The following is a 25,598-nucleotide window of genomic DNA, read 5'->3' on the forward strand; positions in this document are numbered from 1 at the left end:
CGTCGAGGGCGTAGCGGACTTCGGTGCGGGCGGCGATGAATCCGGCGCGCTCGTACAGCCGGTTTCCGCCGCCGGGCTGTCGGCGTCCACTTCGATGCTCGCCCGGTCGAAACCCGCGTCCTGTGCGCAGCGCAGTGTGTGGGGATGAGTGCCCCGGCGACGCCTCGCCTGCGATGTGCGCGGCGGGTCGCGAGGGTCATGGTGTGCGCGTCACGGACGCCGGTCGCCTCGGTGTCCGCGTCCCAGGAGAAGGTCAGCAGCATGCCGACGGCGGTGCCGCGGTCCGCATCGCGCAGCAGGAAGCTGAGGCCAGGGCGGAAGGCCGGCCAACCGAGCCACGCGCGCCACTGCTGCCGCGACGTCGGGACCCCGGCTCAGCGGACGAGGAAGGCATCGTGCCTGATGGCGAGGAACTCGGCGTCGTTGTCGGCGGAGTAGCCCTCGAAAACGAGGCCGTCGGGCGTCGGCACGTCGACGACGGCGGCTCCGAGTGGATGCCGCAAGTGGGAGTACCAGCGCACGGGCGTCATGCCTGCGGCCCGGTAGCGGGCGAGCGCGCTGTCGTTGCGCGCGTTGTTCCGGACGTCGACGGCGAGCCGCGGGCGGGGGTGATGGATCACGTGCAGCGCCTTCGTACCCGCGATCCCTGCGGACTGCGGCTCCGCACCCGAGTCCGCGGCGGCGGTGGTCCGGGTGCACGCCTCCGCTGACCGTCACCCGGTGCACCCCTTCGGCGCGCCGACCGTGCCGCGGTCGAGGTCGAGGTCGATCAGAGGGGCGTTGATCTGGTCGGGGCGTCCTCCTCGGAGTAGTACTCACCGAGAGTGTCGACCGCCTCGATCGCGTGGAGCAGCCCGGCCAGGGCGGCGGCGTCCGTCGGGACGATCGGACGGCGGGTGAGACCCTGCGAGGTCAGCGGTCGTGGGCCGACCCCTAGGGGTGGCTGGATCACGATGTCACCCCGGTTTCCGTCGGCGCCTGCGCATCTCATGGCCCGACTGCGCTGTCCGACTGGCCTCGGCGTCGGCCGCCCCGCGACAGCATCGTCGCGGGGCCGGCCGGGGCCGCTCAGCCGAGGTAGAAGTCCTTACGGGCGGCGACGAACGCCTCGATCGACTGGGCGGGGGTGCCCGTCACGCGCTCGACTCCGTCGGCCGTGCGGTCGTAGCGGTTGCCCCGGTGCAGCCGGGCCATGGTGGCGACGTGCTGTTCGATGTGCGGCGGCATCCCCAGCTTCGGGAGTTGGGCCTCCCACCGCTCCGGAGGCACGTCCGCATACGTCACCGGCCTGCCCAGAGCCCGGGAGAATTCCTCGGCCAGCTCCGTCATGTCGACCGCGCGCGGCCCGGTCAGCTCGTGGACCTGCCCGATGTGGGGAACCGGGTCGCGGAGCACAGTGGCCACGACCCGGGCGACGTCGTCCACGGCGACCGGCGAGGTGCGCCCGGTGCCGAACGGCAGCGCGATCGTGCCGTTCTCCTGGATCGACCGCGCCGCCATCGTCGTGAACAGCGGACTGTCCAGGAACGCCGTCGGCCGGATGTGCACCACGGGCAGGCCGGACCAGTCGAAGACCTGCTCCGCCAGCCAGTGCAGCCGCTGCTGGTGCGACTCTTCCGTGCTGGTGGCGGTCATCTGCGACACCGTCATCTGGGACAGGTCGACCAGGGCTTCCAGCGTCCCGTACTCCTTCGCGACGGAGGCCACCACGGTCGCCGCCAGCAGGTGGTCCGGCGACACGCGCATCGCGAAGTACATCCGCGTCACGCCCTGCAGCGCCGAGGCCACCGTCTCGGGCCGGGTCAGGTCGCCGACGACGACCTGCGCGCCGAGCGTCCGCAGCTCGGCGGCCCGCTCGTCCTCACGACGGACCATGAAACGCACCGGCACGTCCTGAGCACGCAGGTGCTCGAAGACCGTGCGGCCCACGCCGCCGGCACCGGGGACAAGGACAAGGTTGTTGTCGACCATCGGGCGATCTCCTTCGAATGGGGCAGGCAATAGGTGAGTTGAGGTGTGATCAGTGCGTCAGCGGAACCGTCGGCCCCGTGGTGCCGCCGTGGGTCCGTGCGGCGATTCCGCACGTCATGACGGCTCTTCGGGCTCAGGGGGTCCGGTGCTGGGGCTCGGCGGCCCTGGCAGGAGCCTTGCCCGGCAGGAAGACCAGCACGACGACCGCGCCGAACAGGGCGACGGCTGCGGACCCCGCCGCCGTGAGGTGCATGGCGTGGATGAAGGCGTCGTGCGCGGGCTGCACCAGGGCCCTGCCGGCCGGTCCCAGCTTCTCGGCGACGGCAAGGGTGGCCTGGACGGATTCGCCAGCCGCGTGCCGGTCGGGGGTGGGCAGTGCGTCGAGGTGGCCGTCGATGCCGTTGCGATAGCCGGTGGAGAGGAGCGACCCCAGCACGGCGACGCCCATGGCCCCGCCGACCTGCCGGAAGGTGTTGCTGACCGCGGATCCGGAGCCGGCCTTCTCCCGCGGCAGCGACGACATGATCATGACGGTGGCGGGCGGCATCACATGGGCCATCCCCGCGCCCATCAGGAAGAACAGCACCTCCAGCACCCAGATGGGAGTGTTCTGGCCGAGCAGCAGGAAGCCGGCGAAGGCCATGGCGGTCAGGACGAGGCCGGCGGCGCACACCGCTCGGGCGCCGAAGCGGTCGACGACCAGCCGGGCCCGCGGGGCGAAGAACATCTGGGAGGCGGCCAGCGGCAGCACGAGCAGTCCGGACTGCAGGACGCTGTAGCCGCGCACGCTCTGGTTGTAGAAGACGCTGAAGAACGTGACGCCCATGAGCGCGAAGAAGACCAGGCCGATGGCGGCGACGGAGGCCGAGAACCGCCGGTTGCGGAAGGAGGCGACATCGAGGGCCGGGTGGTCGCTGCGGGCCTCGTACACGACGAACCCGGCGAGGACCGCCAGGCCGGCGAGAATCGTCGCCCAGGCCTCGGGCCGGGTGAAGTCACCCAGCTGGCCGCCCTTGATGATGCCGTAGACCAGCACCGCCAGACCGACGACCGACAGCAGCACGCCGACCGGGTCGAGCCTGCCGGGCCTGGGGTCCTTGGAGTCGGGGACGATAGCCACCATCGCGACCATCGCGGCGACCACGATCGGCACATTGACCAGGAAGACCGAGCCCCACCAGAAGTGCTCCAGCAGGACGCCACCGGCGATGGGGCCGGCGGCTATGGCGAAACCGACCACACCGGTCCAGATGCCGATGGCCTTGGGCTGCTCCTCGGGCTCGAAGACGTTCATGATGATCGCGAGCGTCGCGGGCAGGATGAAGGCGCCGCCGAAGCCCATCACGGCGCGGAAGGTGATGAGCTGCCCGGAGGAGTCCGACAGCGCGGACAGCACGGATCCCACACCGAACACGGCCATGCCGAAGAGCAGCACCTTCTTGCGGCCGAGCCGGTCACCCAGCAGACCCGCGGTGAAAAGCAGTCCGGCGAAGACCAGCGTGTAGGAGTTGACCGCCCACTCCAGCTGGCTCTGGGTGGAGCCGAGACCGGTGGGAGCGGGCTGGGCGATGGTCTTCATCGCCACGTTGAGGATCGAATTGTCCAGCATCACCACCAGGAGGCTGAACGCGAGCACGGCCAGGACGGCCCAGCGCCGGCGGTGGACGACCTCGGAAACCCTTTGTCGCCGGGCGGGCGGCACGAGTGGCGTGGACTCCTCGGGCATGGACTCCTCGGGCGTCGAGGGCTCGGCGGGAGTGGGCGGTGATGCCACGGGGCGTCTCCAGTGTGCTCGATGGCTCTGCGATGGCCGGGCGGGAACGGCCGGCTACGACGGCGGGGGAACTTCAGGCCCTGCCTGACCTGCGGAGTGTCGCCTCGCCGACGAAAATAGATGTCGTCATCAGACTAAACACGGGATAGGATAGATGACAAGCGACAGTTATTTAGGAGAGTGATCCCGTGGGCCGCGCGTCCAAGGCGCAAGCGCAGGAGAACCGGCAGTACGTCGTGGCCACGGCCTCCCGGATGTTCCGCGAGAAGGGCACGGCGGTCAGCATCGCCGACCTGATGAAGGCTTCCGGGCTCACCCACGGAGCGTTCTACAAGCAGTTCGCCTCCAAGGAGGACCTGGTCGACAAGGCCATCGCCCACGCCTTCGAGGATCCGGCGGCACACTTGCCGGCCGGGTTGGAGGAGCCTTCCGGGGACCACGAAACCGCCCGCCGCACGCTGATCGACCGATACCTCTCGATCTGGCACCGCGATCACGCCGGGGACGGCTGTCCCGTCTCCGGATTCGCCGCCGACCTGGGGCGCGAGCCCGAGCAGGCCGCCCGCTCTCAGCACGTCTACATCAACGGGGTGCGGAACCGGGCCGCCCGTCTGGCCACCGGTGACGACGACGGCATGGCCCAGCTCTGCACCATGGTCGGTGCCCTCGTCCTCGCCCGCGCCACGCGGGGCAACCCGATCTCCGAAGAACTGCTGCAGGCCGCACGCACGGCTCTCGAAGGAATCGACTCCGGGCAGTCCGCGCCACGGCACCGCACGGACTGAGCGGAACCGGCTGACGGGGCGGCCGCCCGTCGCGGGCCGCGCATGGTGCGCAGCGCGCCGTCCGGCAGCGGCCGCAGGAGCTCGTGGTTGCGCGGAGGTGCGGGGCGACGGGACGCGTTTCGGCCAACTCGGAGAAGTCGACGAAGGCCGACAACTAAAGCGCGACGGACGGTGGTTTAGGGCTTCGGAGGGGCGCAGCGCACCTCCAGCGACGTGATCGACAGTCAGCAAGGAGCCTTGTCCATGACCCGAATGAAGAAGTACGTAGCGGCCGCGGTGACAGCGGCGGCGGTGACAGGGGTACCGACGGTGGCGCACGCGCTGACGCCGGCCCAGGCGCCGGGCAAGGCGGCGGCTCACATCACCGCCGGCGCCACCGCTCACGCCGTGAAGGCCGAGTCTGCCCGGATCGTGCGGCCCGGTCAGCGTGTCCACGCGGCGCCGGGTGTGGAGCTGTGGCTCACCAGGGACGGCAAGCACTGGACCACCCCCGACATGCCCGAAGGCCAGTTCCGCAGCGTGGTGGACGGCAACATCGACCCCCACGAGCCCAGCGTGGAGCTGCAGGCCGAAACGGTGGGTGACCAGTTCTTCCTGTCCGGGGTGTACGTCGCCCCGGACAGCGCGGCCAAGGTCGAGGTCGTGACCGACGACGGCACGGTCACCGGCACCGTCGTGCGGCTGCCGGGACACCCGGGCTGGGGCGCCTGGTACGCCACCAGCCCTGTCCCCAGGCCGCTTCCGGCGCCGATCGGCCGCTACTTCCACAGCGTCACCGTCCTCGACGCCGCGGACCACCCCCTGGCCACCCTGACCATGCCGTAACGGGCGAGACCGGGCGACGACCGGGCACTGCCCTGGTCACCGCGCGAACGGATTCCGGGGGCCCAGCAGGGAACTGCCGGGCCCCCGCCTCGTACGGCAACCCTGCGATCCGACCGGCAAGCGGCACGGAGCGGATTCCGGACAGGCCCGGGGCCGGGCCCGATGGCAGACCTTCACGCGGTTCCACCACCACGGCCGGGCCGATCCTCATGACCGCTGCCCGGCCCGTGACACGGCCCGCGGAACGGCTGTCCACGTCAGGTGCCTACTATGCGATCAACCGGCAGCCTCTCACTCCCGCGGCGAGAGGCCACCAGCCATGAGCATCTTGTGAGGAATCGCCATGAGGCGTTCGATCGCTGCTTTCACCGCCACCCTGGCGGTCGCAGGCACCGGTGCCTGCACCGCAACCGCTGCGCACACCGAACCGAAGGCATCCGCGACGGCCCTGGCCCTGGGCCCGAAGGCGTGCGCGAACGGTATCTACCAGTGGTTCAACGTAGAGCGGCCCATCCGGCTCTCCGCCCTCTCCGATGTGGAGACCCTCGGCAAGGGCGGCGGCAAGTTCAAGCAGCTCGAACACCGGGTGTCGTGGCCCGAGACCGCCGTGTCGTCACGTGGCCCGGCGCTGCCGTCTCGTGATGTGTTGTTCTCCCTGGCCAAGTTCGTCGGTGAGGCCCAAGAAGGCGACGAAGCCGCCGGTTTCGCCTTCGCCGAGGTTGGCAGAGAACCAGATGACCCCAACGCAAGCCGGGCCATCTCGTCGGAGGGGGCAGGCCGCTTCGTGATGTACGAGGAGACGTACGTCGTAGAAGCGGACTTCCGCTACACATGCCCCCACGCCAAGACCGTGACCACCGGCCATGCGAAGAGCTGGACCGTCGAGGGCGGGGGAACCCTTGAGTGCGACACGCGGATCGTCGTCGACGGCAGGGCCCAGCCCGATCCGGCCGCCGCTCGCGAAGCCGCACGCCTTTCTTGCGGCCCGAAGTCGATTGCCGCGCGGGCCCCGGCGGCTGCCGGACGGTAGGCCCCGGGTGAAGCAGGGTCCGCGCGGCACCTCATGCGAGGGCGCAGGCTCGCGGTAGGGGCGAGGACGGGGCGGCTCGCCGGGGAGGTACGCGCTGGTTCCGGAACGCGATGCCGGCGAGCCGCTACCGGTGCGTCTACCCGCAACGCGGCAGGGCAGCGCAAAAGGGGTGGGGTTCGCGGCCCTGCCGGCTGCACGAACCCCACCCCTGGACTGAGCGGTGTCAGGTCACCATCGGTACCAGCGGCGACGTCCGCCACCCTCGGCGGCCCGGAAGACGAACCCGAGCAGCCACACCACCAAGACGATGATCGCGATCCACCACAGCGCCTTGAGGGCGAACCCCGCGCCGAACAGGATCAGGGCCAACAGCAGAACAAGCACCAAAGGAACCATGTCATCAACCTCCTGACCCCGCGTCTGCCCCGCCCAACGGTCGCTATGCGCAGCACCCAGGGCAACGGCGAAGCGGACCGAGCGCCGCCCGGCGACGGGCCGAGGGCGCACCGGAGACGGTCATGCGATCAGGGACGCGGGCGGAACCCGTACCCTCGGCAGGCATCCGTCGGCCAGTCCCGGTGCCCTGTCCCGGCCGGGACGACCGGGCGGCGGCGCGGCTCCGCGTCAGCGAGCGCTCGTGGTCTCGATGTCGGCGATGTGGTCGTACCGCTCCAACAGCACGAAGAGCTTGGTCTTCTGCGTCGTCGCCCCGCTGCCGAAGGTCAGGGTGACGACGACCTCGTGACCGTTGCCCACCGCGCCGTTGTCGGTCACCTTCCACTGCGCGGGGACGTTCTGGGCCCGCAGGACGCCGTCCGCGCCGTTGTCCTCCTCCCAGGCCGCCAGCCGCTGGGCGAATTCGGTCGTCAGGTAGTGCTGGCGCAGCGCCGTGGCCAGCGTGCCGTCCGGGTCCTCGTAGTCGCCCTTGGCGTCGATGTACGCGCCGTAGAAGTCCGCGACCCGGGTCACCGCTTGGCCGGTCGTGCCGCTGACCGACCCCGGCGCGGCGGCGGACACCTTCGCGGGGGCGGTGACGGACGCCTGTGCCGAGGCGGTGAGCCCCACCGGCAGGGCGACGGCGGCGACGAGGCCGGCGATCAGTGCGGTGCGGCGGACGTGCTTGCGGGCGGTCGTGTTGCTGTTCATCAGTGTGTTTCCCCGATTTCGACGGTTGCGGAAGTGCGTCGCTGTGTGCGGGGCGGCGTCCTCGACCCTCGTGGTGCGGGGGCGGCTCCGGCGACACCAAGAGCATCGGCGGCGTCGCGGTCCGGGTACAACGGACGGCGCCCCATCCGCAACGGTGGAACCATCCCAGGCCTGTTGACCTCTCCGTATAGGGAGTGCCTGGGATGCCGTCCTGGGACGCGAGACGGGGAGAACCGGTGTCGACCCAGGACGAGGTGGAGGAGTTCGCGGCCCTGCTGCGGCGTCTGAAGGCTCGCTCGGGCCGCAGCTATGCGGCACTCGCGCGCCGCCTGAACATGAACGCCTCGACGCTGCACCGTTACTGCGCGGGGGACGCCGTGCCGCTCGGCTTCGCGCCCGTGGAACGGTTCGCCGCGATGTGCGAGGCCAGTCCGGCCGAACGGGTCGAACTGCACCGGCGGTGGGTCCTGGCGGTGGCGGCCCGGCAACGGTCCCGGACGGCGACGGATGCCGCACCGGAGGTCGCCGGAGCCGGCGAGGGCCCTTTGTCCGACGGGACGGCGGAGCGGGTGTCCGCGGCAGAGTCCGACCCGTCCCCCGGCCCGTCGCCCGAAGCCCGGCAGATTTTCGCGGAAGCCCGTACCGGCTCGTCGCGCGAGCACGACGCAGCGTCGCGCCCCGCCTCGCGAAAGCCCTGGCACAGGCGGCGCTCCGTGGTCACCGCAGCTGTCGTGACCGCGCTGATCGCCACCCTGGGCGGCCTGTCCGCCCTGCCGTCCGGCTACTCCTGGACCACCGGCGACAACCGGGGCCAGGCGTCCGGCAAGGCGACCACGCAGACCGTCGGCGCACGGCACGGCTCCCCGGCTCCGTCCGCACCCGCCTTGGGCGAGCACCCGTCGAGCCCGTCCGCGCAATCCTCCGCCCATGCCTCCCCCACCGCCCCGCCCCTCACATGGACCGTGGACTCCCAGCTCTGGGCGATCGGTTGCATGCACGACTACGTCATCGACAAGGCCCCCGAGCAGGTGCCGCCGCCCCCGGCCCCACAGGACGCCGCCCCCTGGGCGCGTACACAAGGCGCTGTGCACGGCGGCCAAACGCTCGTCGCCATCTCCGTGCAGGGGCGGACGGACGCGGCCGTCGTCCTGGAAGCGCTGCGGGTCCGCGTCGTAGGACGGGCCGCCCCGGTGAAGGGCACCGTCTACTCCACAGGCCAAGGCTGCGGCAGCGACATGAGTCCCCGCTCGTTCGCCGTCGATCTGGACATGGACCGGCCGATCGCCCGCTCGGTCCAGGGCAGTGAGGCGGGAAGGACGATCCCGGCCAGGCGCATGCCCTACCGGGTGTCCTCGAAGGATCCCGAGGTGCTGCTGGTCGACGCCCGGACCGCGGGCTGCGACTGCCGCTGGTACCTGGAACTCGACTGGTCCTCGCAGGGCCGTACCGGCACCGAACGCATCGACGACCACGGTCTGGCATTCCGCACCAGCGGCATCAAGGGCCTGCCGCGCTACTGGTACGCGAGGCAGGGCTGGACCCTCCTCGACAGCTGAGCAGGACCAGCCGCGCACCCGCCCCATGGCGAGGGGGCGGGCTCAGGCCTACCGGCCGCCCTGGACCATCCCGGCGTAGACGCGCAGGTCGGCGCGCCTGGTCGGCACCTTCCACCGACGGAGGGCTTCCGTGGCACCGGATGGCAGGGCGACCTCGTCCTGGCCGGCCAAGAAGCGCACGACACGCTGCTGCACGTCGCTCAGGTCGCCGAAAACGTGCGGCGGTTCGGCGGGATCGCCCGCGAAAACCAGCCCGAACAGCATCCGCGCCGCGCAGTGCCTGTCATGGAACCCTTCGACGCCCGTACCGGCCGCCGGCCCGGCGAGCATGTCATCGACCGCCTGGAGCGTCGTGGCCTCGGACGTATCGGCCAGGGCCATCGCCGCGAGACCGCGCCAGGAGCCGCTCAGGAACGACATGCTCGCGGTCTTCTCGGGCGGCCGGGCGACGACCTGCGCCAGCGCGTCGACGACGGCCGGGACGGCGATGCCGAACCGCGTCAACGCGAAGGCGGAGGCCCAGCGCAACTCGGCGATCGGGCTGTCCAGGTAGCGTCCGATGAAGGGGACGGTCGCCGGCTCGCCGAGCAGGCCGAGAGCGACCAATCCCGGCCGAGCGTCCGCCCCGCCCGTCAGGGCGTTTCGGGCTTGCGGGCCAGGAGGCAGGCGTGCGGTCGGTTCACGCGTCCGCCGGGCTCCTGCTCCAGCCTCGCGGTGACGACGAGTCCCGCCTGTTCCAGCAGGTCGACCATGCGGTCCAGGGACAGGAGGTACGACTCGTAGGACACGGGACGGCCATAGCCGTGCGTCGGCTGCAGCCGCTCATTGCCGACATAGTCTCCCCAGAGCAGGTGGCCGCCGGGCGCGAGCGTGCGGTGGAACTCGGCGAACACATCCGGCAGCCACTGCGGGGGCGTGTGATGGGTGGAGTACCAGGCCAGGATGCCGCCGAGCTCGTCGTCGGTCATCTCCAGCGCGGTCATCGAGCCCTCCGTGAACCGCAGGTCCGGATAGGCGTGCCGGGCCAGCCCGACCATCTTCGGCGACAGGTCGACGCCGAAGGCGGACACCCCCAGCCCGGCCAGGTGCGCCGTCACACGTCCGGGGCCGCACCCCAGGTCCGCGACCGGCCTCGGACCGGCCGTCCGCACCAGTTCGGCGAATGCCGCCAGCATCGCGCGTGACAGCGGGTCCATCTCGGCCGGAGGCGGGACGCGTTCGACGTAAGCGGCGGCGACCGTGTCGTACGACTCGCGGACGGCGCTCAGAAAGGAGGGCTCAGCCATGCGCGCGACCCTAGACCAGGCAACCGACAGACAGGGCACGTCCTTCAGCTGACCTGCGCGACATCCACCGCCGCCGACATCCGGCCGTCACACCACGCCGCTCAACGTCTGCCGTCACGGCAGGGCGTCCCGGGCCGCTGCCGGGCCGGGGTGGATCACGGTACTGATGACCACTCAATCGCGCCGGTCTACTCGTAGGGCCGAATGGCCACCATGACATCCATGTCGAAGGCGTTCGTCCCCGCCGCGGACGGCAGGCCGAGGACCCGGTCGAGCACGCGCTTCAGGGGGCCGCAGCCACTGGTGCCCGGGGCGGCGAACTCCACGTCCTGGGCACCGAAGGCGGCGACCAGGGGGTCCTGGGATATGACGCGGGTGGGATCGGTGTCCTTGAGCACCAGGTGGACCGCGTCCTCATGGTCACCCACCGAGCAGCCCGACGACGGCAGGGCCGGCAGCCCGTGCACCCAGCCTATGGCGAACGTGATGTCGAACTCGCCGCGCCGGGTGTCGTCCGACAGGAAGTCCGAGTAGCCGCCGTACTGCGGAGTCAGGGTGAACGGGGTGCGTGCCACCTGGATCGGCGCGGCGGCCATCCCCCCGAAGACCTGGCGGAACTCACCCTCTACACGGCCTTCGGCGAAGGCGATCTCCATAGGTTCGGTGAGCGGCTCGTCGACGGCGCCCATGCGCAGACGGCCCGTGGCGTGCATGACCTCGCAACGCCAGGTGCCGGGGTCCGCGTCCGGGGGCAGCTCGTCGACACTCGGGCAGGCGGAGAAGTCGAAGTCCGGGAGATCCGCCGCCCGTTCAGCCCCGTGCGCTGGTGCGGCGCCGAGGGCAAGACCGGCGAGCAGGGCTCCCGCGACAGCACTTGTGAAGCGGCGGACGCCGCGATTCAAGGTCATTCGGTTCGGTGTCATGCACCACAGCATTGCAGAGATTCCTCTGCAGAGGAAGTTCTGCAGAGAAATGGCTGCCATCCGGATAGACTGTCGCCATGACGAACGAGCGGAGAGCGGAAGCCGCAGGGCGGCACACGGTCAACAGCCCCGAGGTGCTCAAGGCGCTCTCGCACCCCCTGCGTCTGCGGATCCTGCGCCACCTCGGCGCGGTGGGCCCGGCCACCTCCACCACGCTGGCCGCCGCTCTCGGCGAGAACACCGGGACACTCAGCTACCACCTGCGCATGCTGGAGCGCAGTGGCCTCATCGAGGACATCCCCGAGCGCTCCACCGGGCGTGAACGCTGGTGGCGCGGAGTGCGCGGCCTCGACATCCGCAGACCGCCGCAGGATGAGCTGACGGAGGCCGAGCGCGTCATGTCTGCCGAACTGGACCGCATGAGGATGGAGGAGGACATCGAGCTCGCCCGGCAGTTCACCGCCGGGCAGGCGGAGTCCGAGGGCTGGATGCGGGGCTCACGCAGCCTCATCCACCTCACGAAGGGTGAGCTGGACGCATTCCACGACGACTATCTGGCCCTGCTCGCGCGCTATGCCCGCGGGCCCGAGGACGACGCCCCCGACGACGCACGACCAGTACTCCTCCGCTGGTTCGGCCTGCCCGCCGACTGACCGACTGCCCGCTGCCCGCTGCCCGCCGAACGTCCGACCGGCGCCGGATGCGTGGGGCGCCGGCCACAATGATCGACATCACCACTCCCCGCGTCGCTGCCTGCTGACACACTGTGGACCTCTCCTCGGCCGCCCTCCCCCAGCAACGGCGGCCGGTCAGCCACGACCATGGGAACTCCCTTCACATGCTGCAGGCAGTCTTCGCCGGCCACGGACGCTTCATCGCGTTCGCCGTACTCCTGACCCTCGTGGCACTGGCGGCCACCTACGCGTGGGCGCGCCGTAGTCATCCGCGTCCGTTGACGACCAGTTGCTTCGCCGGCAGCACCGTCGCCGTCCTGCTGCTCACCTTCTGGGGATCCGGAAGCGGATACGTCGGAAACTGCACCGTCAACCGCCAGATGAGCGAGGCGTTCCTCAACGATCAAGGGCTGCTCAACGTCGCCTTGTTCGTCCCCCTGGGCTTCTTCGGCGCCCTCGCGCTCCGGCAGCCCGTCGCTGTCGCCTTGGGCGCCAGTGCGCTGAGCCTGACCATCGAAGTCGTCCAGGGCACGGTGCCCGTGGTGGCGCGCGTCTGTGACAGCTCGGACTGGGTGGCCAACTCCACCGGCGCCGTGGCGGGCGCGGCTCTGGGCTGGGCGCTGACGGCTGCGGCGACCCGTACGCGTGTCCCGGCCTGGCGGGGAAGCCCCCGACCGTTCGCCTGGTCCTTCGCGGGAGTACTCGCTGTCGACGCGCTCGCCGGATTCCTGCTGATGCAACTGCTCTTCGTCGACGCCACGAGCGTCCAGTACGGCAGCTCCGAGATGCGCAAGGCCGCCCAAGCGCGGGTCCGCGAGGCCTTCGGGACGCAGCTCACCGTCCAAAAGGTGCAGTACCTTCCCGGAGAGAAGTTCCTCGCCGCAGTGGTCGGCAAGGGGTCACTCACCATGAATTGGCCGGACGACGGGGAGTTCAGTGCGCACTTCCCCGCGTACGAGCAAGGCGTGGACCCCTCCCTCGTCGGCTCCGTACCGGTCGCCAACGGCCTTCCCGCCCCCAAGAGCGAGCAGGACGCCCGCACGATCGCCACGCACTACGTGCAGCAGCGCTTCCCTTGGGCCCTGCCCGGCTCGCGGATCGCCAGTTCTCCGGTCGCCGGTGGGCGGCGGGGATGGAGCGTCAGCTGGCGGCGCACCGTCCACGGAGTCCTCATGCCCATGCGACTCGACGTGGAGATCGACCGACTCGGCCGGCTCTCCGGCCTCCTCGTACGAGAAGTCGCCGACCCCACCCATGTACCGGCTCCCAAGCTCACCGAATCACAGGCCAAAGCCGCCGCGCACCACACCCCCGACTTCGTTCTTCCCCCGGACACCACCTTCGGAAACGGCACCCTCGCCCTGGAGCAACAGGACGGAACGTGGCACACCGTCTGGCTGTTCCCCACCGGAATCGGCGACGAAACGGTCCAGGTCATCGGAATCGACTCCATCACCGGACAAAACGTTCCGATTCGAACGCAGAACGGCTGATCAGTGGGAGGACACGCCTGCCGGTTCCGTGCCGGATCGAACGGACGGCCGCGGCCAACAGGGCACGGCCCGCCGCCTGGACCGGTTCGACACCGGGCGGGCGGGCCGCCGCCGAAACCGGATGGCCGGCAGCCCGCGGCCCCGGCATCCTGACCTCATGGGAGACAGAGCCAACGTCGTCGTGGTCCGCGAGAACGGCACGCATGAGCTGTACCGGACCGGCTGGGCCGTCGGGATCGACCTCGACCTGCTCGACGGGCCGTCGGCGGTGCTCGCCATGCTCCCTGAACTCCACCAGGACGGCTGGTGGTTGGACGACATCATGGCGCAGGGCGGAATACTGCTCGACCTCGGCCGGAAGATACTGCTGTTCTTCGCCTGGGAGGGCCCGAGCGCCGAACTTCGCCACCGCGCGGCCGCGTTCGACCTGATCCGGGCGGCGTGGCCGGGCTGGGAGGTTCGCCGGCTGTACGACGGCGCCGCCGAGCTGCGCGAGCACGTCGGGCTGGACCCGGAGTACGTCCGCCGCCGCGACCGGGACCTCTCCTTGGCCCCGCTTCTCGCCCCCGGCGACGAGGATCTGGCGTGGCCCGACCCGGGCGGTGTCGTGATCACGGTCGGCACCGACCGCTGCCACGTCGCCTCCGACTGCTTCGACCACCCCGTCCGTGAGGGCGTCGCCCTGCTCGACCGTCTGGCAGAGGCTCCGGGGCACGGAGTCTGCCGCCTGCACGTCAACTCCGGCATCCACCTCGAGCCGGAGCGCCGGGCTCTGGGCTGGTGGTCCCTGTGGTCCTCCCCGCACGCGTACCAGATACCGGACTTGTGGCCGGGCTGGACCGTGGAGTTCTGGCAGGACGACTGGGAACGGCACGTCAGGGCCTGCGGCCGATTCTCCCCGGCACCGTTCGACGCCGGAGAGGAAGCAAGGGCCACCGTGCTCGCCCTGGCCGGGGAGCGCCGGGCCGCTCGGGCAGCCCACCGTGCCCGACCGACCCGCCTGCCGGCCGCACCGGCTCATCCCCAGGAGGGCTGACCGAGAGGTGCCGGCCTGTCCGTCCCCCGCTTGCAGGTGCGGGGACGGCCCCTTGCGAGTCCCGGCGGCGCCCCGCCGCCACCGGCCGCCGCGCGGCCCGCGGGCATGCGGGGGGGGACTCGTCAGTGGCGCCGCGGGGGGCGCCCGTTCGCGTCACCGGCGGAGGCCGAGGGCGTCCCTGCCCGCGTACCGGGCCTGGGGCCCCAGTTCCTCTTCGATGCGGATGAGCTGGTTGTACTTGGCGGTGCGGTCCGAGCGGGACATCGATCCGGTCTTGATCTGGCCGCAGCCCGTGGCCACGGCGAGATCGGCGATCGTGGTGTCCTCGGTCTCCCCGGAGCGGTGCGACATCACCACCGTGTAGCCCGCGCGGTGGGCGGTGCCGACGGTGGCCAGGGTCTCGGTGAGGGTACCGATCTGATTGACCTTCACCAGGATCGAGTTGGCGACCCCGTTGTCGATGCCCTCGCGCAGCAGGGTCTCGTTGGTGCAGAACACGTCGTCGCCGGTGAGCTGGCACCGGTCGCCGAGCCGGGCCATGAGCAGCCGCCAGCCGTCGAGGTCGTCCTCGGCCATCGGGTCCTCGATCGAGGCCACCGGGTGGCGCGTGACGAGGCCCGCGAGGTAGTCCACGTGCTGTTCGGGCGTACGGCGCAGGCCCTCGCCCGAGTAGTCGTAGACCCCGTCCCGGAAGAACTCCGAGGTGGCGGGGTCCATGACGACGGTGATGTCCTCGCCGGGCTTGTAACCGGTGCGCTCGACGGCACGGACCACGAAGTCCAGTGCTTCGTCGGCGGTGCGCAGGTCCGGTGCGAATCCGCCTTCGTCGCCGACGCCGGTGCTGTGGCCGGCGGCGATGAGGTCGCGGCGCAGGGTGTGGAAGACCTCGGAGCCCATGCGTACGGCTTCGGCGAAGGTGGCCGCGCCGATCGGGGCGATCATGAACTCCTGGAAGTCCAGCGGGTTGTCGGCGTGCGCGCCGCCATTGATGATGTTCATCATCGGCACGGGCAGCAGTCGTGCGTCCACCCCGCCGACGTACCGGTACAGCGGCAGACGGTGAGCGGCCGCGGCGGCCTTGGCCACGGCCAGCGAGACGCCCAGGGTGGCGTTGGCCCCGAGCCGGGCCTTGTTGGGGGTGCCGTCCAGTTCGATCAGTGCCGCGTCGACGGCAGCCTGGTTCTCCGCGTCGAGGCCCGTCACGGTGTCCGCGATGCTCTCGTTGACGGCGTCCACCGCCCGGCGTACTCCCTTGCCGTGAAAGCGACCCGGGTCCCCGTCGCGCAGTTCGACGGCCTCTCGTGCGCCGGTCGACGCCCCGGACGGTACGGCGGCCCGGCCGGTCGAGCCGTCCGACAGCTCGACGTCCACCTCGACGGTGGGGTTGCCCCGGCTGTCGATGATCTCGCGGCCGATGACGCGGGTGATGGCGGTCATGGTGCAGCTCCTCACGTTCGATCGGAATAAGTTCCATACTGAAACAAAGTGAGTTCCCGGAGGGAACTTACTATGGGGTGATGAAGATGCACAACGCCGACGCGACCTGCGGGATCGCCCAGGCCGCCGTGATCACGGGTGACTGGTGGAACGTCCTGGTCCTGCGGGAGATCGCACGCGGCCACGTACGCTTCGACGCCCTCGCCGCGGAGCTGGGCCTGTCCCGCAAGGTCCTCACCGAACGGCTGGGACGGCTCGTCGCGAGCGGTGTCCTGCGTCGCAGCCTCTATCAGCGCCGCCCGGTCCGGTACGAGTACCTGCTGACGGACGCCGGCACCGGGCTGCTCCCGCTGCTGGTGGCGATGCAGGACTGGGGCGACCGTTGGGTCCTGGGGGATGGAAGCCTCACCGCGACGGCGGCCGAGGACAGCGCGGAGCACGCCCGCGTGCACTCCCTGACCGGCACCCGGCTGACCGAGGGGCTCGAACTGCCGGGCAGCGACGGGACACCACGTGACGCGGTCGCCCCGGAGGCCGCCGCGACCGTCCTGTTCACCTACCCCGCCACCGGCGTGCGGTGGGAGGAGCCGTTGCCGGGCGCGGCCGGCTGCACACTGGAGAACCGCCTGTTCCGCGACGCCTGGCCCGCCTTCCGCGACGCGGGTGCCGCCGTCCACGGCGTCAGCACCCAGCTGCCCCACCAGCAGGCCGCGTTCGGCCGGGCCGAGTCGGTGCCGTACCCGCTTCTGTCGGACGCCCGTCTTCAGCTGGCCGCGGCCCTGCGCCTGCCCACCTTCCACGCCGCCGGCCGAACGCGGCTCAAGCGCAGCGTCCTCGTCCTCGACCGGCAGCGGACCGTGCGGCACGTACTCTTCCCCGTCGACGACATCCCGCACGCGGTGGACGAGGCCCGGCGGCTCGCCACCGCGGTCGCGGCCGACCACGCCTGAACGCCGCACGGCGAGACGTACCCGGCACCCTTCGTTCGGCACGACGATGCGCCCAGCGGGGAGTTGCACAAACGCAGGGGCCGGCCCGGTACGGGCCGGCCCCTGCGCCCGGGGTGCGAGAGGGAGGACGGACCTACGGATAGCTGACCAGGTAGGCCACGTTGCTGGCGGCCGTGACCTGGTTGCCGGTGTTGTCGATGATGTGGTTGATGGTGCCGGCACCGCCCAGGACCGTGGTGACCATGCTGTGGAACTTCACCGTGGACGTCGTGGGCACCTCGATGCCGTGGCCGAGCACCAGGGAGGGGTTGTCACGGAGGTAGGCGTAGACGCCCACGCCCCATGCCTCGTGCGACGTGACGGAGTTGGCGACCTTGTACGAGGCGTAGCCGAGGTCGCCGCCGCTGGTGGTCCAGGCGGCCTGGTCGGGCACGTCGTAAGGGGTCTCGCTCTGGTAGAAGTACGTACGGCCGCCGTTGCCGTTCCAGGTGGTCTGGTACTTCTGGTAGTGCTCGACCGCCAGACCGTACATGGTGACGTTGTTGCCGTTGACGATCAGTCCGTTGGCGGCCGGGTTGGTGGTCCAGCCCACGCCGTTGGTGTGATCCCCCCGCCAGAGCCACAGGTCGTCGCCGATGACGTCGTTGCTGTTGACGACCAGTGTCTGGGTCGCCTTGCCCGGGACGTCGCCGCCGATGCGGAAGAACACGTCGTGCAGCACGATCGGGTCGGCGGCGTGGCCGGCGGTCGACCCGGCCGGGCCGACCTGCATGAGCGTGGCCGAGTTGGTGGTGTTCGCGCTGATCAGCAGTCCGGCGATGTCGATGCCGTCGACGTCGGCGGTGGTGATCGCGGCGTTGCCGTTGTCCGGGACCAGGGTGGCCAGGCCCATTCCGAGGACCACCGTGTCGGGGCGGGTGATGTTCAGCGCGGCGGACAGGTGGTAGACGCCCGGCGTGACGAGCAGGTTCTTGCCCGCGGCGAGTGCGTTGTTCATCGTCGTGGCGGTGTCACCGGGCTTGGCGATGTAGAACTGGCTGATCGGCAACGAGGTCCCGGGGGCGGTACCGCCCACCCAGTCCGGCCCTTGGACGTTGGTCCGCAGGGACGGGACGAAGACCTGCCAGGCGCCTGCGCCGTCGACGTAGACGAACGGCTTCTCGCGCATGACCGGGCTCTGGGCCACGGTGGTGTACGGCGGGTTGGGGAAGCCGGTGGCCGGGGCCCCGGTGTCACCGACGAAGACCATGTTCCAGTTGCGGCCGGTCCAGCCGCCGTTCAGGGCGGTGTTCCGGGTCAGGAACTGCTGCTGGGTCCCGGAGTTGACCTGGCCGGATATCCGGGAGTCGGCGACGAAGCCCCCGCTGGACCAGTTGGTGCTGGTGCCGTGGGTGTCGTCCCACAGCTTCATGCTCCCGTGCACGTCCATCCGCCGGAACGGGTCGGCCTGCGAGACGGCCCACATCGTGCTGCCCGAGCTGGGGCTCAGCGACATGTTCTCGACGTCGCGCCAGAAGTTCTGGGTGGCGTTGCCGTCCTCGAGGTGGCCTTCGACGTGCACGCCGCCGCCCGTGATCGACACCTGGGTCGGTGACAGGCCGAGCCCGGAGACCTGCGTGTAGTACCCGACGGGTATGTCGACGTTGTACGTGCCGGGGGTGAACAGCAGGGCGTTGCGCTGGGTGCCGAACTCGCTGGTCCGCTGGGTGGCGTAGACCGAGTTGACCTTCGACTGGATGGCGGCCGCCGACATCGACGGATCGAACACGGTGACGTTGGGGCCGAAGTCCGGAGTGCCCGTCGGTGGTGTGACGCCCCCGGAGAGCGCGAAGGACTGGGCGGCGGTGCCGTTGCAGGTGTACTGCTGCAGCTGGACGCCGTCCGCGGTGGACGCCGACGGGACGTCGAGGCACTTCCCGCTGTTGCGGTTGACGAAGTGGTACGAGCCGGAGGCCTCGGCGACCGGCAGCCACTGCTGGTTGGCGCCGCCGCCGTAGAGCCACAGCTGGGTCAGCGCGCCGTCGGCGGTGGAGACGTCGGTCTCGTCCCATACCTGATTCGGCGCGGAGGCCGCGCCGATCCGGTAGTAGCCGCTGTCGGTCGCGGTGAACTGCCAGGACTGGCCGGCGGTCCCGTTGCAGGTGTACTGCTGCACTGCCGTGCCGTTGGCGGTGGTCGCGGCGCGTGCGTCCACGCACTTTCCGCTGTTGGCGTTGACGACGGTGGTAGGCGTGGTGGGGATGGTCGCCGCCCCGGCCTCCGGGGCGGCGAGCAGGGTGATACCGGCGGCGACCGGCAGCAGGGCGGCGGTGGTGAGGATGGTGGTGAGTCTGCGGTGACGGCGGACTCGGACGAGCACGGCGGGAGCGTTGGTCACGCGTGTCTCCTCGGTCGCGTTGCGGGGTGCGCGAGCTGGATCGGACGGTAGGAGTCGTCGACCCGGGCGTCAATACAAACCAAAAATTAAGTCGTGAAATATGGGGCCGGCATGCTGATGTGACGGAGCATCAGCATGGGTGCGGGGTTCGCCGGACGGCACGGCGGTGGCTCGGCCTCACCTGGTCACGCACGGCCCTTACCGCCGCCATGTCTTCGCGATCAATCCGATGGCGGTGGCCCGCCATCGGAACCGGCGCGCCCCGCAAGAAGTCCGACCATCAGGATGCCGTCGTCCTGGCGCACATCCTGCGGACCGATGCCGAGCTTGACCGGGCCGCCACCCGAAGACTGCGACCTGGTAAGGGCGATCGCCGTCCGGGCCCGCCCCACGCCCACATCAACGACCCGGACACCGAGCCGTCGCATGATCGGCCCGGTGCAAACTTCATGTCCGGGACCTCGAAGACGCCGTCAACCGCTGGCAGGTCTTCGCGCGCCGTCCGCGCCGACCGCTCTATGTGCCGCGACCGCACTTGCAGGGCTGCGACCTCTGGGACGACCGCCTCCTGATTGAGCGGGCCGTAGGGGCTCTCACAGACGAGCGGCCCGAGAAATCGCGTCGATCATCAAGAAAGCCGACGCCGGGTTCCTGGAGAGAACCCTGCCCGACCCCTGCGCGCCACGCGCTTGGCCCTGGTGGCGCCGGAGGTGCCAAGACCTGGGCGACGTCTTGCTCGTTCCGTCTCAAGAACATGATCGCCCGGACAAGTCCCGGGCGAACACCGACGCCGCCGTCTGCGCCATCGCCGAACGGGCCGCCGAGCTGCTGGGACACTGACGCAGCACCGTACGAGCCCGCTCCACCGGAACTGCCGCACCACACCACCAGGCCGGCCGGGCACGGGCCGGGCGGGTCGCTACGCCGCACGAGCAGGCCGCCCGTTCGGTGTCCCGGCGCTTCGCCGCTCGTGAAGATACGCGTGCCCCATGAACCCGAGCAGGACCGCCAGGAGCACCGCGGACGAGCCCGCGGTGCCCAGGTCGAGGCCGCCCTTGGCGGTGGGCTTGGTCAGGAAGTCGCCGGCGGTGGCGCCCAGGGGGCGAGTGAGCACGAACGCGATCCAGAACAGCAGCACGTTCGGCACGGCCGGGACGTACACAAGAGCGAGCAGGCAGGCGAGCAGCCCGGTGATGAGCAGTGCGCCTCCGGCGTAGCCGAGGCCGGAGCTGTCGGACAGGAAGTCGCCCATCGAGGTGCCCAGGGTGTTGGAGACGAGGATGGCCGTCCAGAACAGGGCTTCCGCGCGGAAAGTGTGGATGTCCCGGAGGGTGAACGGCAGCCGGGTCAGCCGCCAGGCGGCGAAGATCGCGATCAGAAGGGAGGCGAGGATGCCCGCACCGGTGGGGTAGCCCAGTCCCAGTCCCTGGGGTCCCCAGCCCAGTGATGTGGAGCCGTGGGAGAGGTACTCGGCGCCGGCATCGCGGTTCATGAAGTCGGACATGGTGGTGCCCGCCATGCTGGTGGAGAGGATGACCGTCCAGTAGACGAAGGGGTTGTAGCGCCACGACCGGAGCTGAACGGCAAGGGTGACCAAGAAGATCGAGAACAGGGCGACGGTGGTGAGGAAGTAGCCGATCTCGAGGGTCTGGGCGAAGAGGTCGCCTGCCGTCTCCCCGAGCGTCGTCGCCGCGATCTTCATGATCCAGAAGGCCAGGGCGACCTCCGGCAGCTTCTTGACCGCGGATGCGCCGACCGTCTCGCCGATGCCGGCCGCGGGTGCCGCGGCAGAGGTCTGCGGTTTGTCCATCTCCGTCCCTCCAGGGCCGTCATGCATGAGTGATCGACTGTCACGCAGGGGGCCCGGGGCGGGGCGCGGTCCTCACCGTTCACGCCGGCCTCCTGTACGCGGGCACGGCCCGCAGGGCATTGAGGGCGCTGCCAGGCCGTGCTCCGCACACGACGCGCCGGCGGGCGACCGGCGGTCCGCGCGCACGAGGCCGACTGCTGCAGGCGTCGCGCAGGGCATGGACGGTGGCCTCACCGGAGAAGCGGAGTGACGGACGGCACCTCGTGCACATTCGTCTACAAATGAGTAGACGCCCCCCAGTCTAGGGTCGGGAAGGAGCCGGACGACGGCGGGGCGCGCCGGAGAACGAAGTTCTCCACGCGGTTCCGCGTGGTCCCCTTTCCCGTGCCTGTCTCCGCTCACGGGCTGCCGCAGAAAGCCGCCGCCGACCGGGTGATGCGCGCACGACCCACCACGCGGAGAAGCCCGCGGCCACCCGCCGGCCCGCGGTGGGGTCGCGGCAGGTCAGCCGTGACCGGGCGCGCGCAGGGAGTGGTACCGGGGTACTACGGCATCGTCGATGATCGGTCCCGGGTACCACGGATCTCGCCGCGGTGGAATCTAGCGTTGCAGGTGAGGCGGTCGGGACAGTCCGGCCCACGACGACCCAGGGGCCACCGATGATCGAGGCACACCAGCTGACGAAGCGGTACGGGGAGAAGACCGCGGTCGACCGACTCGACTTCACGGTCCGGCCGGGCACCGTCACCGGGTTCCTGGGGCCGAACGGGGCGGGCAAGTCGACCACGATGCGGATGGTCGTCGGGCTGGACGCGCCCACCAGCGGATCGGTACGGGTCAACGGCCACCGCTACGCCGGACACGCCGCACCGCTCCAGGAGGTCGGTGCCCTGCTGGAGGCCAAGTCGATCCACCCGGGCCGGTCGGCGTTCAACCATCTGATGGCCCAGGCCCACACCCACGGCATCCCGCGCAGCCGGGTGGAGGAGGTCATCGAGCTGACCGGCCTGCAGTCCGTCGCGAAGAAACGCGCGGGCTCGTTCTCCCTGGGCATGGGACAACGCCTGGGCATCGCGGCCGCCCTACTCGGCGACCCTGCCACCGTGATGCTGGACGAACCGGTCAACGGCCTGGACCCGGAAGGCGTCCTGTGGATCCGCAACCTTCTGACGGGGCTGGCCGCCGAGGGCCGGACCGTCTTCGTGTCCTCGCACCTGATGAGCGAGGTCGCGCTCGTCGCGGACCACCTGATCATCGTGGGGCGCGGGCGCCTGCTGGCCGACACCACGGTGCAGGCTCTGGTCCGCCAGGCAGGCGGCGACGTGGTGAAGGTGGCCACGGCCGACCCGGCGCGGCTGCGCGAGGTGCTGGCCGGGGCGGGTGTGGAGATCACCGGCCGGGCCGGCTCCGAGGAGCTTGTCGTCACGGGACTGTCGGCACGCGCGATCGGTCTCAAGGCCGCCGAGCACGGCATCGCGCTGTTCGAACTGGCCCCGCGAACGGTCTCCCTCGAAGAGGCATTCATGGACCTGACCAAGGACGCCGTGGAGTACCACGGGTCCGTCACCGGATTCGAAGCCCCCGGGAGTGTGCTGTGAACACCATCGCGCCGAGCCAGGAATCCACGCCTGTCGCCGCGTCTGTCGCGCGACCCGCCTACAAGGTGACGGGAACACGAGTGCTGCGCTCGGAGTGGGCCAAGCTGTGGTCACTGCGCTCCAGCTGGATCACCCTCGGGCTGGGCCTGCTGTTCCTGGTCGCGTTCGGTCTGATCGCCGCGTTCCAGTTCAAGGCCAGGATCTCCTCGGGCCGGCCCATGGACCGCGACTTCGCGGATGCCACCGCACTCAGCCTGTCGCTTTTCGGCACCAACTTCGCCCAGTTGGCACTCGGCGTCCTCGGGGTGCTGGTCGCCGCGGGTGAGTACTCCACCGGCATGATCCGCTCGACTCTGGCCGCCGTTCCGCGGCGCCTGCCGGTGCTGTGGTCCAAGGCCGCGGTGTTCGGCGTGATCGCGCTGGCCTTGAGCACCGCCGGCGTCTTCGTGACCTTTCTCGCCGACAGCGGCATCGTCGCGCAGACCCGGGCGGCGATGACGCTGTCCGACGCGGGTGTCGTGCGCGGTCTGCTGGGGGCCGGTCTCTACCTCGGCCTCGTCGGCGTGATCGGCGTCGCCCTGGGTGCGCTGCTGCGGTCGGTGGCGGGTGGCATCTCGGTGCTGGTGGCCTCGCTGATGCTGATCCCCGGCCTGATCTCGCTGCTTCCCACCGCCTGGCAGGACAACATCAGCCCCTGTCTGCCCAGCAACGCCGGCCAGGCCATGTTCGCCCTGCATCACGACGCGACGACGCTGTCGCCCGTGGCCGGGTTGATCGTCTTCGTGCTGTGGACCGCAGCCGCCCTGACCGGAGCCGCAGTCCGGCTGGTGCGCAGCGACGCATGAGGCATGCTCGTCCGCGGCACCCGGCCGGCGCCGGGTGCCGCGGACGGCTTTTCCCGCCCACGATGGACAGGTGAGATCCGTGAGCCAGCAAGGCACCGCCTCCTTCGACCCGGACCTGCCACCGGCCACAGTGGACGATCCGTTGTCCGGGCACCCGGTGTTCGTGCGCTGGTCCAGGGCGAGCCAGCGCGTGCGGCAGGCGGACCGCGATCACCCGTGGGTCCTGGACACCGTGGTGGTGGCCCTCGTCCTGCTGGTGTTCTGCGTCCCGGATCTGGTCCACGACGACGATGGCCTGCGGGAGCACCGGATCGCCTTCACCCGGCTGCCGCTGCCCGCGACGCTGCTCCTGCAGGCGGGTCTGGTGCTGCCCCTGCTGTGGCGGCGCAGGCGCCCGGCGACCGCTTTCGCCGTGGTCATGACGGTCTTCGTGCTGCAGTGGGCTCTCGGCGCGGCACTGCGGGCGGACGTCGCCCTGCTGGTCGCCCTGTACAGCCTGGCGCTGCACGGTCGGCTGCGGCAGCTGGCGTGGGCCTGTGCGGCCATGGCAGCGGCCCTGGCGCTGGTCGCGGTACGGCTGTCCGCCGCGGTGTCCGTCTGGGACTCCTCGTTCTTCCTGTTCAGTGCCGCGACCGCGGCGGTCGCGGTCGGCATCGCCGTGCGGATCCGCCGGGCCCAGCTGGCGGGTCTGCGTGAGCGCGCGGCCCGCCTGGAGATCGAGCGGGACCAGCGCAGCCGGCTCGCCGCGGCGACCGAACGCACCCGGGTGGCCCGCGAGATGCACGACATCGTCGGGCACAACCTCTCCGTCATCGTCACGCTGGCCGACGGCGGCGCGTACGCCGTCGGGGCCTCCCCGGAGCGCGGGCGGGAAGCCCTGGTGCTGATCGGTGACACGGGCCGACAGGCACTGGGCGAGCTGCGGCGCATGCTGGGCGTCCTGCGCGACCGGACGACCGAGGAAGGCCCGGAGCTGAACCCGCAGCCGGGCGTCGCCGACATCGACGGGCTGTGCGCGCGGATCCGCGCGGCCGGACCACACGTCGTCTACACGGCGGGCGGCGAACTGGAGGACCTGGACCGCGGAGTGCAGCTCATGGCGTACCGCATCGTGCAGGAAGCACTCACCAACGCCCTCAAGCACGCCGGCCCTCACACCAGGGCGCACGTCAAGGTGACTGCTGACGCCACCCGGCTGCGGGTCCGCGTCGACGACAGCGGGCCGCCGGGCGGAGCCGGGCACTCGCCTCCGGGAGAGCCGGGACATGGGCTCGCGGGCATGAAGGAGCGCGCCGCGCTGTACGGCGGAACCGTCACGGCGGGCCCCCGACCCGGCGGTGGCTGGACGGTGACGGCGGACCTCGAGCTCGCCCCCGACCAGCTCGACGCCGCGGGCGGCGTGGCATGACCACCGTTCTGATCGTGGACGACCAGCCCCTGCAGCGCTACGGCTTCCGGATGCTGCTGGAAAGCCGACCCGGCACCGACGTGGTCGGGGAAGCCGGTCACGGCACCGAAGCCGTCCGCCTGACCGCGGAGTTGCGGCCTGACGTCGTGCTGATGGACATCCGGATGCCCGGCATGGACGGCATCGAGGCCACACGCCGGATCGTCGGCACGGGAGGGCGCTCACGCGTCCTCGTCCTGACCACCTTCGACCTCGACGAGTACGCCCATGCCGCACTGCGCGCGGGAGCCAGCGGGTTCCTGCTCAAGGACGCCCACCCAGAGGAACTGCTGGCCGGCATCCGCGCGGTGGCGGAAGGCGACGCGGTGGTCGCCCCGGCCGTGACCCGGCGCCTCCTCGACGCCTACGCCCACCATCTCCCGGCTCTCCCGCCCGGCGCCACCGCGGCCGACGACCCCCGGTTGACGGCCCTGACCGGACGCGAACGGGAGATCCTGGTCGCCATCGGCCGGGGATGGACGAACGGCGAGATCGCCGAACGCCTGGTCCTGTCGGAATCGACCGTGAAGACACATGTCGGCCGGGTACTGGCGAAGGTCGGCGCCCGAGACCGCGTCCAGGCCGTCATCCTCGCCTACGACCTGGGACTCACCCGGCCCCATCCGCCCGGCTGA

24 protein-coding genes are annotated in these 25,598 nt (G+C 70.8%); 12 read left to right on the forward strand and 12 right to left on the reverse strand.

The window, feature by feature from the left end; translation table 11 throughout:
- Positions 1 to 374 precede the first annotated feature (374 nt).
- The 4 genes from PV364_RS32380 to PV364_RS32395 all read right to left on the reverse strand — a co-directional run bounded on the left by PV364_RS32380 (position 375) and on the right by PV364_RS32395 (position 3,697).
- Positions 375 to 620, reverse strand: coding sequence for a hypothetical protein (locus tag PV364_RS32380; RefSeq protein WP_319664101.1), 246 nt, complete (start codon positions 618 to 620; stop codon positions 375 to 377).
- A 149-nt stretch (positions 621 to 769) separates the two neighbouring features.
- Complete coding sequence (locus PV364_RS32385; RefSeq protein WP_319664102.1) at positions 770 to 952, reverse strand: hypothetical protein; 183 nt, start codon at positions 950 to 952, stop codon at positions 770 to 772.
- A 116-nt stretch (positions 953 to 1,068) separates the two neighbouring features.
- Positions 1,069 to 1,971, reverse strand: a complete 903-nt coding sequence (locus PV364_RS32390; protein WP_319664103.1) for an NAD(P)H-binding protein — start codon at positions 1,969 to 1,971, stop codon at positions 1,069 to 1,071.
- Positions 1,972 to 2,104: 133 nt separating this feature from the next.
- Positions 2,105 to 3,697 (reverse strand): MFS transporter, encoded by a 1,593-nt coding sequence (locus tag PV364_RS32395; protein ID WP_319664143.1) that lies wholly within the window; start codon positions 3,695 to 3,697, stop codon positions 2,105 to 2,107.
- Between the two features lie 236 nt (positions 3,698 to 3,933).
- Here PV364_RS32395 and PV364_RS32400 point away from each other — a divergent pair, with 236 nt between their 5' ends.
- The 3 genes from PV364_RS32400 to PV364_RS32410 all read left to right on the forward strand — a co-directional run bounded on the left by PV364_RS32400 (position 3,934) and on the right by PV364_RS32410 (position 6,385).
- The gene (locus PV364_RS32400) at positions 3,934 to 4,530 is read left to right on the forward strand and encodes a TetR/AcrR family transcriptional regulator (protein WP_319664104.1); all 597 of its coding nucleotides are present in this window, start codon (positions 3,934 to 3,936) and stop codon (positions 4,528 to 4,530) included.
- A gap of 243 nt (positions 4,531 to 4,773) precedes the next feature.
- Positions 4,774 to 5,355 carry a hypothetical protein gene (locus PV364_RS32405; RefSeq protein WP_319664105.1) on the forward strand — a complete coding sequence of 194 codons (582 nt, stop codon included), beginning with the start codon at positions 4,774 to 4,776 and terminating at the stop codon, positions 5,353 to 5,355.
- A gap of 343 nt (positions 5,356 to 5,698) precedes the next feature.
- Positions 5,699 to 6,385 carry a hypothetical protein gene (locus PV364_RS32410; protein WP_319664106.1) on the forward strand — a complete coding sequence of 229 codons (687 nt, stop codon included), beginning with the start codon at positions 5,699 to 5,701 and terminating at the stop codon, positions 6,383 to 6,385.
- A 228-nt stretch (positions 6,386 to 6,613) separates the two neighbouring features.
- On the opposite strand, the gene PV364_RS32415 is transcribed toward PV364_RS32410, so the two are convergent.
- On the reverse strand, positions 6,614 to 6,781 hold the full coding sequence (locus PV364_RS32415; protein WP_319664107.1) for a hydrophobic protein: 168 nt from the start codon (positions 6,779 to 6,781) through the stop codon (positions 6,614 to 6,616).
- A gap of 228 nt (positions 6,782 to 7,009) precedes the next feature.
- The gene (locus tag PV364_RS32420; RefSeq protein WP_319664108.1) at positions 7,010 to 7,531 is read right to left on the reverse strand and encodes a hypothetical protein; all 522 of its coding nucleotides are present in this window, start codon (positions 7,529 to 7,531) and stop codon (positions 7,010 to 7,012) included.
- A 236-nt stretch (positions 7,532 to 7,767) separates the two neighbouring features.
- Here PV364_RS32420 and PV364_RS32425 point away from each other — a divergent pair, with 236 nt between their 5' ends.
- Entirely contained in the window at positions 7,768 to 9,087 is a 1,320-nt protein-coding gene (locus PV364_RS32425) for a helix-turn-helix transcriptional regulator (protein ID WP_319664109.1), read from the forward strand.
- A 48-nt stretch (positions 9,088 to 9,135) separates the two neighbouring features.
- Here PV364_RS32425 and PV364_RS32430 read toward each other — a convergent pair whose 3' ends face one another.
- From PV364_RS32430 to PV364_RS32440, 3 genes are all read right to left on the reverse strand, one after another.
- Positions 9,136 to 9,693, reverse strand: coding sequence for a hypothetical protein (locus PV364_RS32430; protein ID WP_319664110.1), 558 nt, complete (start codon positions 9,691 to 9,693; stop codon positions 9,136 to 9,138).
- 26 nt (positions 9,694 to 9,719) lie between these two features.
- A complete protein-coding gene (locus PV364_RS32435; RefSeq protein ID WP_319664111.1) occupies positions 9,720 to 10,373 on the reverse strand; it encodes a class I SAM-dependent methyltransferase in 654 nt (217 codons plus the stop codon).
- 188 nt (positions 10,374 to 10,561) lie between these two features.
- Entirely contained in the window at positions 10,562 to 11,296 is a 735-nt protein-coding gene (locus PV364_RS32440) for a hypothetical protein (protein ID WP_319664112.1), read from the reverse strand.
- A 77-nt stretch (positions 11,297 to 11,373) separates the two neighbouring features.
- On the opposite strand from PV364_RS32440, the gene PV364_RS32445 reads away from it, so the two are divergent.
- From PV364_RS32445 to PV364_RS32455, 3 genes are all read left to right on the forward strand, one after another.
- Complete coding sequence (locus PV364_RS32445; RefSeq protein ID WP_319664113.1) at positions 11,374 to 11,949, forward strand: helix-turn-helix domain-containing protein; 576 nt, start codon at positions 11,374 to 11,376, stop codon at positions 11,947 to 11,949.
- 185 nt (positions 11,950 to 12,134) lie between these two features.
- Positions 12,135 to 13,463, forward strand: a complete 1,329-nt coding sequence (locus tag PV364_RS32450) for a VanZ family protein (RefSeq protein WP_319664114.1) — start codon at positions 12,135 to 12,137, stop codon at positions 13,461 to 13,463.
- A 157-nt stretch (positions 13,464 to 13,620) separates the two neighbouring features.
- Positions 13,621 to 14,499: a hypothetical protein gene (locus PV364_RS32455; RefSeq protein WP_319664115.1), complete on the forward strand. Its 879-nt coding sequence runs from the start codon at positions 13,621 to 13,623 to the stop codon at positions 14,497 to 14,499.
- Positions 14,500 to 14,652: 153 nt separating this feature from the next.
- Here PV364_RS32455 and eno read toward each other — a convergent pair whose 3' ends face one another.
- The gene (gene eno, locus PV364_RS32460; RefSeq protein WP_319664116.1) at positions 14,653 to 15,936 is read right to left on the reverse strand and encodes a phosphopyruvate hydratase; all 1,284 of its coding nucleotides are present in this window, start codon (positions 15,934 to 15,936) and stop codon (positions 14,653 to 14,655) included.
- An 80-nt stretch (positions 15,937 to 16,016) separates the two neighbouring features.
- On the opposite strand from eno, the gene PV364_RS32465 reads away from it, so the two are divergent.
- On the forward strand, positions 16,017 to 16,886 hold the full coding sequence (locus tag PV364_RS32465; protein WP_319664117.1) for a winged helix-turn-helix transcriptional regulator: 870 nt from the start codon (positions 16,017 to 16,019) through the stop codon (positions 16,884 to 16,886).
- Positions 16,887 to 17,019: 133 nt separating this feature from the next.
- Here the strand turns inward: PV364_RS32465 and PV364_RS32470 are convergent, their stop codons facing one another.
- A complete protein-coding gene (locus PV364_RS32470) occupies positions 17,020 to 19,263 on the reverse strand; it encodes an RICIN domain-containing protein (RefSeq protein ID WP_415924633.1) in 2,244 nt (747 codons plus the stop codon).
- Between the two features lie 919 nt (positions 19,264 to 20,182).
- Positions 20,183 to 21,073 carry a hypothetical protein gene (locus tag PV364_RS32475; RefSeq protein ID WP_319664118.1) on the reverse strand — a complete coding sequence of 297 codons (891 nt, stop codon included), beginning with the start codon at positions 21,071 to 21,073 and terminating at the stop codon, positions 20,183 to 20,185.
- A 659-nt stretch (positions 21,074 to 21,732) separates the two neighbouring features.
- Between PV364_RS32475 and PV364_RS32480 the strand changes: the two genes are divergently transcribed.
- The 4 genes from PV364_RS32480 to PV364_RS32495 all read left to right on the forward strand — a co-directional run bounded on the left by PV364_RS32480 (position 21,733) and on the right by PV364_RS32495 (position 25,598).
- Positions 21,733 to 22,671 (forward strand): ABC transporter ATP-binding protein, encoded by a 939-nt coding sequence (locus PV364_RS32480; protein ID WP_319664119.1) that lies wholly within the window; start codon positions 21,733 to 21,735, stop codon positions 22,669 to 22,671.
- Positions 22,668 to 23,516 carry an ABC transporter permease gene (locus PV364_RS32485; RefSeq protein WP_319664120.1) on the forward strand — a complete coding sequence of 283 codons (849 nt, stop codon included), beginning with the start codon at positions 22,668 to 22,670 and terminating at the stop codon, positions 23,514 to 23,516. Before PV364_RS32480 ends, PV364_RS32485 begins: the two co-directional genes overlap by 4 nt.
- Positions 23,517 to 23,595: 79 nt before the next feature.
- Entirely contained in the window at positions 23,596 to 24,924 is a 1,329-nt protein-coding gene (locus PV364_RS32490; RefSeq protein ID WP_415924634.1) for a sensor histidine kinase, read from the forward strand.
- Positions 24,921 to 25,598, forward strand: a complete 678-nt coding sequence (locus PV364_RS32495; RefSeq protein ID WP_319664121.1) for a response regulator transcription factor — start codon at positions 24,921 to 24,923, stop codon at positions 25,596 to 25,598. The genes PV364_RS32490 and PV364_RS32495 overlap by 4 nt, the downstream gene beginning before the upstream one ends.

Source organism: Streptomyces sp. MI02-7b (genome assembly GCF_033793585.1).
In the GTDB taxonomy this organism is placed as follows: Bacteria; Actinomycetota; Actinomycetes; order Streptomycetales; family Streptomycetaceae; genus Actinacidiphila.

Bases quoted from the DNA above. Each gene is read 5' to 3' on its own strand.
- PV364_RS32395 (WP_319664143.1), bottom strand. From the start codon at position 3,697: ATGCCCGAGGAGTCCACGCCACTCGTGCCGCCCGCCCGGCGACAAAGG.
- PV364_RS32445 (WP_319664113.1), top strand. From the start codon at position 11,374: ATGACGAACGAGCGGAGAGCGGAAGCCGCAGGGCGGCACACGGTCAAC.
- PV364_RS32405 (WP_319664105.1), top strand. From the start codon at position 4,774: ATGACCCGAATGAAGAAGTACGTAGCGGCCGCGGTGACAGCGGCGGCG.
- PV364_RS32455 (WP_319664115.1), top strand. From the start codon at position 13,621: ATGGGAGACAGAGCCAACGTCGTCGTGGTCCGCGAGAACGGCACGCAT.
- PV364_RS32435 (WP_319664111.1), bottom strand. From the start codon at position 10,373: ATGGCTGAGCCCTCCTTTCTGAGCGCCGTCCGCGAGTCGTACGACACG.
- PV364_RS32450 (WP_319664114.1), top strand. From the start codon at position 12,135: ATGCTGCAGGCAGTCTTCGCCGGCCACGGACGCTTCATCGCGTTCGCC.
- PV364_RS32495 (WP_319664121.1), top strand. From the start codon at position 24,921: ATGACCACCGTTCTGATCGTGGACGACCAGCCCCTGCAGCGCTACGGC.
- eno (WP_319664116.1), bottom strand. From the start codon at position 15,936: ATGACCGCCATCACCCGCGTCATCGGCCGCGAGATCATCGACAGCCGG.
- PV364_RS32480 (WP_319664119.1), top strand. From the start codon at position 21,733: ATGATCGAGGCACACCAGCTGACGAAGCGGTACGGGGAGAAGACCGCG.
- PV364_RS32440 (WP_319664112.1), bottom strand. From the start codon at position 11,296: ATGACACCGAACCGAATGACCTTGAATCGCGGCGTCCGCCGCTTCACA.
- PV364_RS32420 (WP_319664108.1), bottom strand. From the start codon at position 7,531: ATGAACAGCAACACGACCGCCCGCAAGCACGTCCGCCGCACCGCACTG.
- PV364_RS32465 (WP_319664117.1), top strand. From the start codon at position 16,017: ATGAAGATGCACAACGCCGACGCGACCTGCGGGATCGCCCAGGCCGCC.
- PV364_RS32390 (WP_319664103.1), bottom strand. From the start codon at position 1,971: ATGGTCGACAACAACCTTGTCCTTGTCCCCGGTGCCGGCGGCGTGGGC.
- PV364_RS32415 (WP_319664107.1), bottom strand. From the start codon at position 6,781: ATGGTTCCTTTGGTGCTTGTTCTGCTGTTGGCCCTGATCCTGTTCGGC.
- PV364_RS32475 (WP_319664118.1), bottom strand. From the start codon at position 21,073: ATGGACAAACCGCAGACCTCTGCCGCGGCACCCGCGGCCGGCATCGGC.
- PV364_RS32410 (WP_319664106.1), top strand. From the start codon at position 5,699: ATGAGGCGTTCGATCGCTGCTTTCACCGCCACCCTGGCGGTCGCAGGC.